13 protein-coding genes and 1 riboswitch are annotated in these 13,634 nt (G+C 70.0%); of the genes, 8 read left to right on the forward strand and 5 right to left on the reverse strand.

What is annotated here, in order from left to right; translation table 11 throughout:
* Position 1 precedes the first annotated feature (1 nt).
* Together IEY36_RS11635 and IEY36_RS11640 are read right to left on the reverse strand one after the other, a co-directional pair.
* Positions 2 to 1,168: a patatin-like phospholipase family protein gene (locus IEY36_RS11635; RefSeq protein WP_188967234.1), complete on the reverse strand. Its 1,167-nt coding sequence runs from the start codon at positions 1,166 to 1,168 to the stop codon at positions 2 to 4.
* Positions 1,169 to 1,224: 56 nt separating this feature from the next.
* Positions 1,225 to 1,896 carry a DNA-3-methyladenine glycosylase family protein gene (locus tag IEY36_RS11640; RefSeq protein ID WP_188967235.1) on the reverse strand — a complete coding sequence of 224 codons (672 nt, stop codon included), beginning with the start codon at positions 1,894 to 1,896 and terminating at the stop codon, positions 1,225 to 1,227.
* A 197-nt stretch (positions 1,897 to 2,093) separates the two neighbouring features.
* Here IEY36_RS11640 and IEY36_RS11645 point away from each other — a divergent pair, with 197 nt between their 5' ends.
* On the forward strand, positions 2,094 to 2,810 hold the full coding sequence (locus tag IEY36_RS11645) for a response regulator (RefSeq protein ID WP_188967236.1): 717 nt from the start codon (positions 2,094 to 2,096) through the stop codon (positions 2,808 to 2,810).
* A gap of 42 nt (positions 2,811 to 2,852) precedes the next feature.
* The gene (locus tag IEY36_RS11650) at positions 2,853 to 4,211 is read left to right on the forward strand and encodes an ATP-binding protein (protein WP_188967237.1); all 1,359 of its coding nucleotides are present in this window, start codon (positions 2,853 to 2,855) and stop codon (positions 4,209 to 4,211) included.
* A 21-nt stretch (positions 4,212 to 4,232) separates the two neighbouring features.
* On the opposite strand, the gene rnhA is transcribed toward IEY36_RS11650, so the two are convergent.
* Genes rnhA through ispH form a run of 3 tightly spaced genes read right to left on the reverse strand, consistent with a single transcriptional unit; the run spans position 4,233 to position 6,618 of the window.
* Positions 4,233 to 4,685: a ribonuclease HI gene (rnhA, locus tag IEY36_RS11655; protein ID WP_188967238.1), complete on the reverse strand. Its 453-nt coding sequence runs from the start codon at positions 4,683 to 4,685 to the stop codon at positions 4,233 to 4,235.
* Positions 4,682 to 5,662 (reverse strand): homoserine kinase, encoded by a 981-nt coding sequence (locus tag IEY36_RS11660; RefSeq protein WP_188967239.1) that lies wholly within the window; start codon positions 5,660 to 5,662, stop codon positions 4,682 to 4,684. The genes rnhA and IEY36_RS11660 overlap by 4 nt, the downstream gene beginning before the upstream one ends.
* Complete coding sequence (gene ispH, locus IEY36_RS11665) at positions 5,662 to 6,618, reverse strand: 4-hydroxy-3-methylbut-2-enyl diphosphate reductase (protein ID WP_188967240.1); 957 nt, start codon at positions 6,616 to 6,618, stop codon at positions 5,662 to 5,664. The genes IEY36_RS11660 and ispH overlap by 1 nt, the downstream gene beginning before the upstream one ends.
* A gap of 109 nt (positions 6,619 to 6,727) precedes the next feature.
* Here ispH and IEY36_RS11670 point away from each other — a divergent pair, with 109 nt between their 5' ends.
* From IEY36_RS11670 to IEY36_RS11695, 6 genes are all read left to right on the forward strand, one after another.
* Positions 6,728 to 7,270, forward strand: coding sequence for a hypothetical protein (locus IEY36_RS11670; RefSeq protein ID WP_229681259.1), 543 nt, complete (start codon positions 6,728 to 6,730; stop codon positions 7,268 to 7,270).
* Positions 7,267 to 8,238 (forward strand): alpha/beta hydrolase family protein, encoded by a 972-nt coding sequence (locus IEY36_RS11675; RefSeq protein ID WP_188967242.1) that lies wholly within the window; start codon positions 7,267 to 7,269, stop codon positions 8,236 to 8,238. The genes IEY36_RS11670 and IEY36_RS11675 overlap by 4 nt, the downstream gene beginning before the upstream one ends.
* Before the next feature lie 55 nt (positions 8,239 to 8,293).
* Positions 8,294 to 8,386, forward strand: a riboswitch (glycine riboswitch).
* A gap of 143 nt (positions 8,387 to 8,529) precedes the next feature.
* Positions 8,530 to 9,642: a glycine cleavage system aminomethyltransferase GcvT gene (gene gcvT, locus IEY36_RS11680; protein ID WP_188967243.1), complete on the forward strand. Its 1,113-nt coding sequence runs from the start codon at positions 8,530 to 8,532 to the stop codon at positions 9,640 to 9,642.
* A gap of 12 nt (positions 9,643 to 9,654) precedes the next feature.
* On the forward strand, positions 9,655 to 10,032 hold the full coding sequence (gene gcvH / locus IEY36_RS11685) for a glycine cleavage system protein GcvH (protein ID WP_188967244.1): 378 nt from the start codon (positions 9,655 to 9,657) through the stop codon (positions 10,030 to 10,032).
* Positions 10,029 to 12,929 carry an aminomethyl-transferring glycine dehydrogenase gene (gene gcvP / locus IEY36_RS11690; protein ID WP_188967245.1) on the forward strand — a complete coding sequence of 967 codons (2,901 nt, stop codon included), beginning with the start codon at positions 10,029 to 10,031 and terminating at the stop codon, positions 12,927 to 12,929. Before gcvH ends, gcvP begins: the two co-directional genes overlap by 4 nt.
* Entirely contained in the window at positions 12,926 to 13,489 is a 564-nt protein-coding gene (locus IEY36_RS11695; RefSeq protein ID WP_188967246.1) for an NUDIX hydrolase, read from the forward strand. The genes gcvP and IEY36_RS11695 overlap by 4 nt, the downstream gene beginning before the upstream one ends.
* The last annotated feature ends 145 nt before the right edge of the window (positions 13,490 to 13,634 follow it).

Raw genomic sequence — 13,634 nt, forward strand, 5'->3', positions numbered from 1 at the left:
CTCAGCGCGCGTCGCTGCGCACGAGGTCGTAGGTTTCGGCACCGACATCGGCATGGGGGCGCTTCAGCGCGGCCGGGTCGCGCAGCGTGCGCACCGCATCGAGATGGCCGGCCTCCCAATGCTCGCGCATCGAACGGCGCGAGAATTCATAGTCCTTGGAATCGCTCTCATGCTGACGCGACCGGTAGATCAGGTGGACCACCTTGAACACCGTCTCCGAGGCCGCGATGTGCAGCAGCCGGCCTTCCTCGCTTTCCAGCAATTCGGTCGGCACCTGCTTCAGCAGCTTGCGCAGCGCGATGCGTAGCCGCTGCAGCTGCATGAACTGGTCGGTGTTCTGCCGGGTGCGGCTGGAGAACTGGATCTCCTTCTGCCGCATCGCGACCTCGGTCAGGTCGCGAGGCAGCATGCCCTGCGCGCTCCAGAGGTCGACTTGGAAGGCGATGGTGTCGCGCATCGGCCGGTCCTGCACCACCCATTGCAGCGGGGTGTTGGAGACGATGCCGCCATCCCAGTACAGCTCGCCATCGATCTCGACCGCCGGGAAGCCGGGCGGCAACGCGCCTGAGGCCATCACATGCTCGGGCCGGATCACATCCGTCCGATTGTCGAAGTAGACGAAGTTGCCGCTGCGGATATTCACCGCGCCGAGGCTGATGCGCATCTCGCCGCTGTTGATCCGGTCGAAATCGGCGAATTCCATCAGCGTTCGGCGTAGCTTCGATGTGTCGTAGTAGCTCACCGCCTCGTTGCTGCCGGGGGGCTGCATGTAGGGCGGCGGCAGGCGCGGGGAGAAGAAGCCCGGCGCGCCCTGGAACAGCGCCGCGGCGGCATGGATGCTGTTGACGAAGCGGCGCATGTCGGTGCCGTGCGCCGGTGGGTCCAGCGCGTCCCAGGCGCCGCCGATCAGCCCGCCATGCGGGGCGGTGATGCTTTCCCAGAAGCCGCGCAGCGCCGCCCCGCGGTCCTCCGGCGGATTGCCGGCGATGATCGCGGCATTGATCGACCCGATCGAAATCCCGGCGACCCAGGTCGGTTCTATCTCAGCCTCGTGCATCGCCTGATAGACGCCACCCTGGTAGGCGCCGAGCGCGCCACCCCCCTGCAGCACGAGGGCGACATTCTCATAGGGCGGGCGGCCGAGGCCGCGATGGGTGCGAAGGAGCATGATGCTTCGCAGCATAGCGCAGCATTGTTGCTACGACATGACCCGTATTCACCGAATCACGAAGACTCGCCCGCGGGTCGCCCCGTGACGTGGCGCCAATGGTGCCACAGCAGCCGCGCCGCCAGCGACCGCCAGGGCGACCAGGCCACCGCCATTGCCACCAAGGCCTTGGGGGACGGCCGTTCGGGCAGCCCCTTCAAATGCGCAAGGCCGGCGGCCAGGGCGACATCGCCCGGTGGAAACACATCCGGCCGCTCGAATCCGAACAGCAGATGCACCCGCGCGGTCCACGGACCCAGGCCCGGGATCGCCGAGATGGCGGCGACCGCGACGTCGTCCGGCGCCATCCGCAGCGCCACCAGGTCGAGCCGCCCCTCGGCGATCGCCGCCGCCAGCGCCCGCACATGCGCGACCTTCGGGCGCGACAAACCCGCCTCGCGCAGCTGTGCCTGGTCGGTTCGCAGCAGCCCCTCGGGCTCCAGCACGCCGGGCAGCGCCGACAGCCGCCCCCAGATCGCCGCGGCCGCCTGGTTGCTGATCATCTGGCCGCAGATCGTGCGCAGCAGGCCGGGAAAGCCGGGGTCGCGGCTGCGCCAGGGCAGCGGGCCGGCGACGGCCTCGATGCCCGCGAAATCGGTGTCGAGCAGGGCGAGTTCGGCGATGCCCGCTCGCGCCCACTCGGGCAGCGGGGGGGAGGCGGCGAGGGCCGTAGTGGGAGGGGGGTCCACCCTCGCCGCCCCGGAGCCGCGCCCTGGGGGATGGGCGGGACGCGCAACTCCTGAAGGATGAGATGGGTCGGGCATGGCGCGCACGAAGCCCCCAAAGCGATTGAATTGCAACGCAGGGCAACAGGATGCCCGGCCGTTACGCATCGAAACGCGATGACCCGCTGAACACCGGCCCGAACGCGCTATTGTAACAAGCCATGGAACCTGTCCCGCATATCCTCGTGGTCGATGACGACCGCGAAATCCGCGATCTCCTGTCCCGCTTCCTCGAGAAGCAGGGCATGCGCGTCACCGCCGCGCGCGACGCGCGGGAGGCGCGGCGGGTCTGGCCGCTCGGCCGATACCACCTGGTGGTGCTCGACCTGATGATGCCCGGCGAACCCGGGCTCGACTTCGCCCGCTGGCTGCGCAGCCAGTCCGACGTGCCGGTGGTGATCCTGACCGCGATGGGGGAGGAGACCGACCGCATCGTCGGCCTCGAACTCGGCGCCGACGACTATGTGGCCAAGCCGTTCAACCCGCGCGAACTGCTCGCCCGCATCCGCGCCGTGCTGCGACGCGCCAGCGGCGAAGGCGCGGCCAAGGATCCCCCGGCCAAGGTGATCCGCTTCGCCGGCTGGACGCTGGAGCCGGGGCGGCGGCGCCTCCTCAACCCGGATGGCGCGGAGGTCTCGCTGACCGGCGGCGAATACGAATTGCTGCTGGTGCTGGTCGAACGCGCCAACCGCGTGCTGACCCGCGACATGTTGATGGACCTGTTGCGTGGCCGCCAGGCCGGTCCCTTCGACCGCGCCATCGACGTCGCCGTCTCCCGCCTGCGCCGCAAGCTCGAGGATGATGGGCGCAACCCCTCCCTCATCAAGACCGTGCGCGGCGGCGGCTATGTCTTGGCGGCGACGGTCGACCGTGGCTGAGGCACCAACGCGCGCATCCTGGTCACGGTCCTGAGCCCGCCCATGCCTGAACCCCAAGGCGAGCCGCGGCGCCGCTTCGGCCTGCCGGCGACGCTCGGCGGGCGCACCGCCTTCTGGCTGATCCTCGCGCTGATGCTCGTGCAGGCCGCGGGCCTGACCATCCATGCGCTGGACCGGGTCGACCTGCAGCGTTTCATCCATGCGCGCGAGATCGCCGGCCGCAGCTTCGGCGCCTGGCGCACCGCCATGCTGGCGCCGCCCGACCGGCGCGAACAGATGCTCGCGGACCTCGCCTTGCCGGAGGGGCTGAGCGTCGACCTCGATGTGGAACCCTCAGTACGCGCGGGCATGCCGCCGCCACCACCGGACCTGGTTCGCCTGTTCCGGCTGGACCTACTGGGTTCAGGCCCGCCCCGCCTGCGCCCGCGGGAAGTGCGGATCGGGCCGGGTGGCCCTGGCGGTTATCAGGCCTCGCTGCGCCTGCCCGATGGGCTTTGGCTGAACATCAGCGTCCACATGCCACCGCCGCAGCCCTGGCATTCGCCGACCTTCCTGATCGCCTTCGTGCTGATGACGGTGGCGGCGGTGCTGCTCATCCTTGGGGCGGTGGCGCGGCTGATGCGCCCGGTGCGCCTGCTCGCCGCGGCGGCCGACCGGCTCGGCCGGGACGTGAACGCGCCGCCGCTCGACGTGAAAGGCCCCTCGGAGGTCGCCATCGCGGCGCGCGCCTTCAACCAGATGGCCGAGCGCATCCGGCGCTTCGTCGCCGACCGCACGCAGATGCTCGCCGCGATCGGGCATGACCTGCGCACGCCGATCACCCGGCTGCGGCTGCGCGCCGAATTTATGGATGACGACGAGCAGCGGCGAAAGATGCTCTCCGACCTCGATGAGATGGAGCAGATGATCGCCGCGACCCTCGCCTTCGCGCGCGATGACGCGGCGGCCGAACCGGCCGCGGCTCTCGACCTCGCCGCACTTTGCCGCACGGTGGCGGATGAGGCGGCCGATGCGCGCCCCGAACTGGCCGAGGCGATCGAGTATGACGGCCCGGAACGCCTGACCGTGCGGGCCAGGCCGGTGGCGATGAAGCGCGCGGTGGCGAACCTCGTCAGCAACGCGCTGTCCTATGGCGGCGCGGCGCGGATCCGCCTGACACGCGACGAGACCGGCCTCGTGCGCATGGCGGTGGAGGATGACGGACCAGGCATTCCGGAGAGCGAGCTGGAGGCTGTCTTCACCCCCTTCCGCCGGCTGGAAAGCAGCCGCAACCGGGAGACCGGCGGCACCGGCCTCGGCCTGACCATCGCGCGCAACATCATGCGCGCCCATGGCGGGGATGTGGTGCTGCACAACCGGCCGAAGGGCGGCTTGAGCGCGGTGGCGAGCTTGCCGGGGTGATGCGGGTGCCGCCGCGCCGGCTCAACCGGCCGCCGCGTCCCGCGCCGCCGTGGCCAGCCGGTCTGCCCGTTCGTTCATCGGGTCCCCGGCATGGCCGCGCACCCATCTCCACTCCACCTGATGCGGCTTGGCCGCGGCAAGCAGGCGCTGCCACAGGTCGAGATTCTTCACCGGCTCCTTGGCCGAATTGCGCCAATTGGCGCGCACCCAGCCATGGATCCAGCGGCTGATGCCGTTCTTCACATATTCGCTGTCGGTATGCAGCGCGACCTGGCAGGGCTTCTTCAGTGTCTCCAGCGCCATGATCGCGGCGGTCAGCTCCATGCGGTTGTTGGTCGTCTCCGGCTCGCCGCCCGAGAGTTCCCGCTCATGCTCGCCGAAGCGCAGGATCGCCGCCCAGCCGCCCGGCCCCGGGTTCGGCTTGCAGCCGCCATCGGTCCAGATTTCGACCAGCGGACGCGGATCGGCGCTCACAGGCCGAGCGCCCCGGCGCTGTCGGCCTGCATGAAAAACCGCAGCTTGCGGAGGTATTCCAGCGGGTCCTTGCGTGTGACCAGCGCGCCGGGGGGCGTATGCGTCCAGTCATATAGCCGCGTCAGCAGGAAGCGCAGCGCCGCGCCGCGCGCCAACACCGGCAGGGCCGCGCGCTCCTCCGCCCCGATCGGCCGCACCGCGTCATAGGCCGACAGCAGCCCCCGCGCCTTGGTCACGTTGAAGCTGTAATCCGTCTCGAAGCACCAGGCGTTCAGGCAGATCGCGATGTCATAGGCATAGAGGTCGGTGCAGGCGAAGTAATAGTCGATCAGCCCGGAGACGCGCGGCTTGCCGTCCTCGCCGGGCAGGAAGAACACATTGTCGGGGAACAGGTCGGCATGGATGTGCCCGCGTGGCATCGCCCCCGCCGCCGGCCAGGCCGCGAGGATGCTGGCCAGCGCCGCATCGAGTTCCGCCACCAGCCCCGGCTGCACCTCATCCCCGCGCGCCCGGCATCCCTCCAGCAACGGCCGCCAGCCGGCCGGCCCGAGGGCGTTGGGCCGCTCGATGGCGAAGCCTTCCCCGGCGCGATGCATCTGCGCCAGCGCACGGCCGAGCGGCGCGCAATGCTCGGGGCGCACCTTGCGTGGCCAGACGCCGGGCAGAAAGGTCACGATCGCCGCCGGCCGGCCCGCCAGGCTGCGCAGCGCCCGCCCGTCCCGCGCATGCACCGGCGTCGGGCAGGCGAGGCCACCGCGCGCCATATGCTCCATCAGCCCGAGGAAATACGGCAGCTCCGCCGGATCGACGCGCTTCTCGTACAGGGTGAGAATGAAATCCCCCGCCTCGGTCTTCAGCGCGAAGTTGGAGTTCTCGACCCCCTCGGCGATGCCGCGGAAGGCGACCAGGCCGCCCAGTTCGTAGTCGGCGAGGAAGGCGCGCAGCGCCTCATCGGTCACTTCGGTATAGACGGCCATCAGACGACGGCGCGCATTGGCGGCAGGCGGAAGATCACATCCTCCATGGCAATGGTCACTTCCTCGGTGGTCACGTTGAACCGCTCGCGCAGCCGGTCCACGACTTCCTGCACCAGCACTTCCGGGGCGGAGGCGCCGGCGGTAATGCCAATCGTGGCACAGCCATCGGCAAGGCTTGGGTCGAGCTCGGCACCGCGCTGGACCATCACCGCGCGCGGTGCGCCGGCGCGTTCGGCGACTTCGCGCAGCCGCACGGAATTGGACGAATTCGGCGCGCCCACCACCACCACCAGCTCGCTGCGCACCGCCACTGCCTTCACCGCCGCCTGGCGATTGGTGGTGGCGTAGCAGATGTTCTCCTTCGCCGGGCCTTCGATGCCGGGGAAGCGCTCGCGCAGGATGCCGACGATTTCGGCGGTGTCGTCGACCGACAGGGTGGTCTGGGTGGTATAGGCGAGCGGCACCCCGGCCGGCGGCGCGATGGTGCGCGCGGCGGCGGCGTCCGGCACCAGCGTGGTCGCACCCTCGGGCAACTGGCCCATGGTGCCGATCACTTCTGGGTGCCCTTCATGGCCGATCAGCAGCAGATGGCGGTCCCGCGCGTGGTGGCGCTCGGCCTCGCGATGCACCTTGCTGACCAGCGGGCAGGTGGCGTCGAGGAAATACATCTGCCGGTTCCGCGCTTCGGCCGGCACGGATTTCGGCACGCCATGGGCGGAAAACACCACCGGCTGCCCATCATGGGGCACCTCGGTGAGCTCATCCACGAACACCGCGCCCTGACGTTCCAACCCTTCGACGACGAAGCGGTTGTGCACGATCTCATGGCGGACGTAGACCGGGGCGCCGTGGCGCTTCAGCGCCTCCTCGACAATCCGGATCGCACGATCCACCCCGGCGCAGAAACCGCGCGGGCCGGCGAGCAGGACATGGAGGCGAGGCTTGTCGTCGGTCATGGGGTGGTGCGTTGGGTCCGGAAAGCGGGCAGGTTGCGGCCTGTCCTGGGCGGGCGGCACACTATAGATGGGGCGCTCGCGGTCAAAGGGGGCAGAAGGGGTGGGATTGATGCGCTGCAATATGGCGATGGCTCTGGCGGCGGCGACGCTGCTCGGCGGCTGCGGGTTCAGCTCCGGATATTCGACCAGCCCGCCGGCCCCGTGCCCGCGCATCAGCATCCTGGCCGATGGGGCGGACCTGACGCGCTATCGTCCCGGCGCCGTGCACGACCTCGGGTCGATGACCTTCGATGCGCGGCTGATCGGCTTCCAGGCGCGCTGCGACTACAATCGCGGGCGGACCGGGGTGGTCGTCTCGGTCGCCGGCATCTTCGATGTGGAACGTGGCCCGGCCGGCGGCGGCCAGCGCAGCACGAACGTGCCGTGGTTCATTATCGTGACCGATGCCGGCGATGGCCAAGTCATCGACCGGCAGGATTTCACCACCCCTGTCGCCTTCGAAGGCAATGCCAGCCGGGTCCGGGTGCAGAGCCGCCCGGTCGCACTGAACTTCCCCGCCGAGGAACGGCTGGTGGAGAACCACAATATCCGCCTGTCCTTCCAGGTGACGCGCGAGGAACTGGACGCGAATCGGCGCCGCGGGCCGCGGTGAGGGCGACGGGACTGCTCTGGGCCGCAGTCGCGGCACTCGGCCTGTGGCTTGGCGCGTCGGGCATGGCCGCCGCGCAATCGACCTCGAGTGATGAGGAGTTCGACCCGCAGCGCGTCGTCGATGGCATCGAGACCGACCGGCGCGACTGCGCTGCCATGGCGGTGAGCCACACCGCGATCTGGGTCGAGGGCGCCTGCCTGCGCTACTACGCGGCCGGTCTAGTGCTCGACGCGCCGAATCCGTTGGTCGCCGCCTGGCTGAACGGGGATGTGCTGGGGCCACACGGCAACGACGCCCGCCGCCGCCAGTCCGGCTTCGGCCCGGCGGCGGTGATCGAGCAGGAACGTGGCCTCGCCGCGCGCTTCGGCATCCCCTTCATTTTCCTCGGGCGTCCCGGCACCTATGGCAGCGCCGGCAAGCACCACGCGCTGCGCGGCCGCCCGCGCGAGGCGGCATTGGTCGATGGCATGCTCGATGCGCTGAAGCAGCGCTACCGCATCGGCGCCTGGGCCCTGGGCGGGCATAGCGGCGGCGGCACGCTGGTGGCGGCGATGCTGGCGCGGCGGTCGGACCTGCGCTGCGCGGTGATCTCCTCCGGCGCCGCTTCCTACCGGGCCTATCTGGAGGCGCGCGGCCTGCTCGCCCCTGGCGCGCCGCTGACCCGGTTCGACCCTTACGAGGCGCTGGACCAGGTGCCGCACGACCCGGCGCGCCGCATCTTCGTCATCGGCGACCCGCGCGAGACCAACGTGCCCTTCTCCGGCCAGCGCCAGTATTACGAGGGGCTGCGCCGGCGTGGCATCGCCGCGTGGCTGGTCCCGTTGGAACGGGCGACGGATTCGCGCCACCACGGGCTGGTGGATTTCGGCGAGACGGCCACAGGCATGTGTGGCTCCGGCGCCTCGACCGAGGCGATCCTCGACACCCTCGCCACCATGCCGCCGCAGGGGCCGCGCCTGACCAACTGAACGGATCGCCACCGTTGCGCCGCGGCGGCCGATCTGTCAGGAAGGCGCACCCCGTAGATCCCGCGCGGGAGAGTGAGGTGGCGACACCTCCGCCGAAGGCGCAACCGGCCCCCGGAAACGCTCAGGTACCGAGGGCCGCGTGGGGAAGGGGCCTCTGGAAAGCCCGAGGCGCAAGCCTTGGCACCGACGGAGTAAGGCGAGGCAAGCGCCCCCGCCGAATCTCTCAGGTCCAGTAGACAGAGGGGGGCCACGGACTGAACCCCAGTCGCCGCGACAGCGGCGGGAGGCACCGTGGCCGATTCGTCGACCGAGACCCTGTTGGAAACGCCCCTGGCGTCGCTGCACCGTGAATTGGGTGGCCGCATGGTGCCCTTCGCGGGCTACATGATGCCCGTGCAGTACCCGGCCGGCATCCTGACCGAACACCTGCACACCCGCGCCGCCGCCGCGCTGTTCGACGTGTCCCATATGGGCCAGGCCGAATTGGTGGGGGAGGGCGCCGCCGCCGCGCTGGAACGCGTCACCCCGGCCGATGTGCAGATCCTCAAGCCCGGCCGCCAGAAATACGGCCTGCTGACCACCGATGATGGCGGCATCCTCGACGACTTCATGGTGGCCAATCTCGGCGACCGGCTGTTCCTCGTGGTGAATGCCAGCCGCAAGCATGTCGACCTGCCGCGCATCGAATCGGCGCTGCCCGCCGGCGTGACGCTCAAGCCGCTGCCCGACCGCGCGCTGATCGCGCTGCAGGGGCCGCAGGCGGTCGCGTCCATCGCGACGCTGGCGCCGGGCATCGCCGAATTGGCCTTCATGGGCGTCGGGTCGTTCAACATCGCGGGTGTCGCCGCGCTGGTCTCGCGCAGCGGCTATACCGGAGAGGACGGCGTCGAAATCTCCGTCCCCGCCGAGCAGGCCGAGGGCTTCGCCCGCGCCTTGCTCGCGCTGCCCGGCGTGCAGCCCGCCGGCCTCGGCGCGCGCGATTCGCTGCGGCTGGAGGCGGGCCTCTGCCTCTACGGCAACGACATCGACGAGACGACCAGCGCCGTCGAGGCCGCGCTGACCTGGACCATCGGCAAGCGCCGTCGCACCGAATGGAACTTCCCCGGCGCCGAGCGGGTGCGCGAGGAACTCGCGAATGGCGCAAAGCGCCTGCGCGTCGGCATCAAGCCGGACGGCCGCCAGCCCGCCCGCGGCCACACGCCGATCCACGCTCCCGGTGGTGCCGTCATCGGCGAGATCACCTCCGGCGGCTTCGGCCCGTCCCTGGGTGGCCCGATGGCCATGGGCTACGTCGCGCGCGAATACGCCGCCGACGGCACCGCCCTTGAACTGATGGTGCGCGGCAAGGCCCTGCCGGCCGTCGTCGCACCCACCCCCTTCATCCCCCACCGCTACGCCCGCTGAGGAACCGCTTCGATGTCCGACACCAAATTCTCCAAGGACCATGAATGGGTGCGGCTCGAAGGTGGCATCGCCACCGTCGGCATCACCGACCATGCGCAGAACGCCCTCGGCGACGTCGTCTTCGTCGACCTGCCGGAGGTCGGCCGTGAGGTCGCCGCCGGCGAATCCATCGCCGTGGTCGAAAGCGTGAAGGCCGCGTCGGACGTCTATGCCCCGATCGCCGGCAAGATCGTCGAAGTGAACAGTGGCCTGAGCGACAACCCCGGCACCATCAACACCGCGCCGACCACCGATGGCTGGTTCTTCAAGATCGAGGCCGCCGATGTGGGCGAGATCGCCGCGCTGATGGATGAGGCAGCCTACGCGGCTTACGTGGACACGCTGGCGTGACAGCGCTCGACCAGATCCGCGCCCTCGAACAGGGCGACGCCTTCGCGCCGCGCCACATCGCGCCCTCCGAGACCGAGATCGCCGAGATGCTTCGCGTCGTCGGCGCGACCAGCCTCGAGGATCTGTCGTCAAAGACGGTCCCCGCCGCGATCCTAGGCATGGACCTTTCGGCCCTGCCGCCGGCCGCGACCGAGCAGGAAGCGCTGGCCGAACTCGCCGGCCTCGCCGCGCAGAACCGGGCCGACATCAAGTCGCTGATCGGCATGGGTTACCACGGCACCCACACGCCGCCGGTCATCCTGCGCAACGTGCTGGAAAACCCCGGCTGGTACACCGCCTACACGCCCTACCAGGCCGAGATCGCGCAGGGCCGCCTGGAAGCCCTGGTGAATTTCCAGACCATGGTCTGCGACCTCACCGGCCTGCCGATGGCCAACGCCTCGCTGCTCGACGAAGGCACGGCCGTCGCCGAGGCGATGCACCTCGCCCACGCCGCGACGCGCGGCAAGTCGCACCTCGTCATCGCGGCCGCCGACCTGCATCCGCAATCGAAGGCGGTGCTGACGACGCGCGCCGCGCCGCTCGGCATCACCGTGCGCTTCGTCCCGGTCGCCTCCATCATCGCGGAGGTCACCGAGGCCAAGCCCTTCGCCCTGGTGCTGCAATACCCCGGCACGACCGGCGAAGTGCGTGACCTGACCGCCGAGATCGCCGCCGTGCAGGCAGTGGGTGGCCTCGGGCTGGTCGCCGCCGACCCGCTCTCGCTCTGCCTGCTGACACCGCCCGGCGAAATGGGCGCCGATGTCGTCATCGGCTCCACGCAGCGCTTCGGTGTACCGATGGGCTTCGGCGGCCCGCACGCCGCCTTCATGGCGGTGAAGGATGCGCATAAGCGGCTGATGCCGGGACGGCTCGTCGGCGTCTCCGTCGATGCCGCCGGCACGCCCGCGATGCGCCTCGCCCTGCAGACGCGCGAACAGCACATCCGCCGCGAGAAGGCGACGTCGAACATCTGCACCGCGCAGGTGCTGCTCGCCGTCATGGCCGGGATGTATGCCGTGTGGCACGGGCCGGCGGGGCTGAAGCGCATCGCTTCGCGCGTCGCGCTCTCCGCGCGCGTGCTTGCCGGTGCCGCGCGCGCGGCGGGCTTCACGGTGAAGCACGATGCCTTCTTCGACACGGTCGCGCTCGATGCCGGTGCCAAGGCCGAAGCGCTGACCGCCGCCGCCCTGCAGCGCGGCTTCAATCTTGCGGCGCATGCCGACGGCGTCGTCGGTATCGCGCTGGACGAGACCGTGACGCGCAGCGACCTCGCCGCCCTTGCGGCAGTCCTGGCCGAGGTGGGCGGCAAGCCCGCGCCGCTCGATGCGACCTTCGGCGGCATCCCCGCCACGCTGGAACGCCGCAGCGCCTATTGCACCGCGACGGTCTTCACCGCGCACCATTCCGAACACGGCATGCTGCGCTACCTGAAGTCGCTGGAGGACAAGGACGTCGCGCTGAACCGCAGCATGATCCCGCTCGGCTCCTGCACGATGAAGCTGAACGCGACGGCGGAGATGGTCCCCGTCACCTTCGCCGGCTTCGGCGCCATCCATCCCTTCGTCCCCGCCGACCAGGCGCAGGGCTATCGCGCCCTGACGGACCGCCTGTCGGATTGGCTGTGCCGCATCACCGGCTTCGCCGCGGTGTCGTTGCAGCCCAATGCCGGCAGCCAGGGCGAATATGCCGGCCTGCTCGCCATCCGCGGCTGGCACCTGTCGCGCGGCGACACGCATCGCGACATCTGCCTGATCCCGGCCTCGGCCCATGGCACCAACCCGGCCTCGGCGGCGATGGCGGGCATGCGCGTGGTCGTGGTCGGCACCGACCGTGACGGCAGCGTCGATCTCGACGATTTGCGCGCCAAGGCTGAGCAGCATGCGGCGAACCTCGCCGCGCTGATGATCACCTACCCGTCCACCCATGGCGTGTTCGAGGCATCGATCCGCGAAATCTGCGCGCTGATCCACGCCAAGGGCGGCCGCGTCTACATGGACGGCGCGAACATGAACGCGCAGGTCGGCCTCACCAGCCCGGCCAGCATCGGCGCCGATGTCTGCCACCTCAACCTGCACAAGACTTTCTGCATCCCGCATGGCGGCGGCGGGCCCGGTGTGGGCCCGATCGGCGTCACCGCCGACCTAGTGCCCTTCCTGCCCGGCCATCCGGTGGTGGATTGCGGTGGCTCGGCGACGATCACCGTCTCTGCCGCACCCTGGGGCTCGGCCTCGATCCTGCCGATCTCCTACGCCTACATTCGCATGATGGGCGCGGAAGGGCTGACGCGCGCGACGCAGGTCGCCATCCTGTCCGCCAACTACCTGGCCAAGCGGCTCGAGGCGCATTTCCCCGTGCTCTATCGCGGCATGAACGCGATGGTCGCGCATGAATGCATCCTCGATTGCCGCGGCTTTCAGCAGGGCGGCGGCGTGATGGTCGAGGACATCGCCAAGCGCCTGCAGGACTACGGCTTCCACGCGCCGACCATGTCCTGGCCGGTGTCCGGCACGCTGATGGTGGAACCCACCGAAAGCGAGCCGAAGGCGGAACTGGATCGCTTCATCGACGCGATGGTCGCCATCCGCGCCGAAATCCGCGCCATCGAACAGGGCCGCATGGACAAGGCCGACAACCCGCTGAAGAACGCGCCGCACACCGCGGCCGAGATCGCGGCGGATGTGTGGGCGCATCCCTATACGCGCGAGCAGGCGGCCTTCCCGCTGCCTTTCGTCAAGGCGCACAAATACTGGCCGCCGGTGAAGCGCGTGGACAACGTCTATGGCGACCGCAACCTGGTGTGTTCCTGTGCGCCGCTCGAAGCCTACGCCCAGGCGCAACAGATCGCCGCGGAATGAGCACGCTCAAGCACTGGCGTGTCACCGACAGCAAGATCGTGCTCGCGGATCGCTGGATCCGCGTGCGCGCCGACAGCTGCATCGCCCCCTCGGGGGATGTAGTCGACCCGTTCTACGTGCTGGAATACGCGGATTGGGTCCATGTCGTCGCGCTGACCGACGATGACCGGCTGGTGATGAACCGCCAATACCGCCATGGCGCGGGCGAGGTGCATCTCGAACTCCCCGGCGGCGTGATGGACGCCGCCGATGCCGGCGACCCCATCGTCGCCGGCCGGCGCGAATTCATGGAGGAGACCGGCCACGGCGCGCGCGAGTTCCGCCACGTCATCAGCCTGCGCCCCAACCCCGCGACGCATGCCAACCGGGTGCATACGGTGCTCGCCCTCGGCGCGCAGCCCGAAGGCACGCAGTGCTTCGATAATGGCGAGGAGATCGCCGTCGAACTCATCCCTGTCGCCGATGTGCTGCGCCTGATCCGCGAAGGCGAGGTGCAGCAATCGACGCATGTCGCCTCGATGCTGCTGGCGCTGGCGGTCGCGGGTCGGGTGACGTTCTGACGGCAATTGGCGGGGCCTTGCCCCTCCAGGCCACCTCGCCACGGTCATCCGTTGGCGCCGCGCGTCGCCATTGCGCAGCCCCGCATGTCAGTCGCCCGGCGTCGGCGACCTGGCGACGGTGCCGCCGAGGTCAGGTCAGGCGCCG

The sequence above is a fragment of the Neoroseomonas lacus genome (assembly GCF_014644535.1).
GTDB lineage: Bacteria > Pseudomonadota > Alphaproteobacteria > Acetobacterales > Acetobacteraceae > Neoroseomonas > Neoroseomonas lacus.

What these genes read in the sequence shown, in the direction of transcription:
- IEY36_RS11635 (WP_188967234.1), bottom strand. Translation starts at nt 1,168, where the DNA reads ATGCTCCTTCGCACCCATCGCGGCCTCGGCCGCCCGCCCTATGAGAAT.
- IEY36_RS11645 (WP_188967236.1), top strand. Translation starts at nt 2,094, where the DNA reads ATGGAACCTGTCCCGCATATCCTCGTGGTCGATGACGACCGCGAAATC.
- IEY36_RS11650 (WP_188967237.1), top strand. Translation starts at nt 2,853, where the DNA reads ATGCCTGAACCCCAAGGCGAGCCGCGGCGCCGCTTCGGCCTGCCGGCG.
- IEY36_RS11660 (WP_188967239.1), bottom strand. Translation starts at nt 5,662, where the DNA reads ATGGCCGTCTATACCGAAGTGACCGATGAGGCGCTGCGCGCCTTCCTC.
- ispH (WP_188967240.1), bottom strand. Translation starts at nt 6,618, where the DNA reads ATGACCGACGACAAGCCTCGCCTCCATGTCCTGCTCGCCGGCCCGCGC.
- IEY36_RS11670 (WP_229681259.1), top strand. Translation starts at nt 6,728, where the DNA reads ATGCGCTGCAATATGGCGATGGCTCTGGCGGCGGCGACGCTGCTCGGC.
- gcvH (WP_188967244.1), top strand. Translation starts at nt 9,655, where the DNA reads ATGTCCGACACCAAATTCTCCAAGGACCATGAATGGGTGCGGCTCGAA.
- IEY36_RS11695 (WP_188967246.1), top strand. Translation starts at nt 12,926, where the DNA reads ATGAGCACGCTCAAGCACTGGCGTGTCACCGACAGCAAGATCGTGCTC.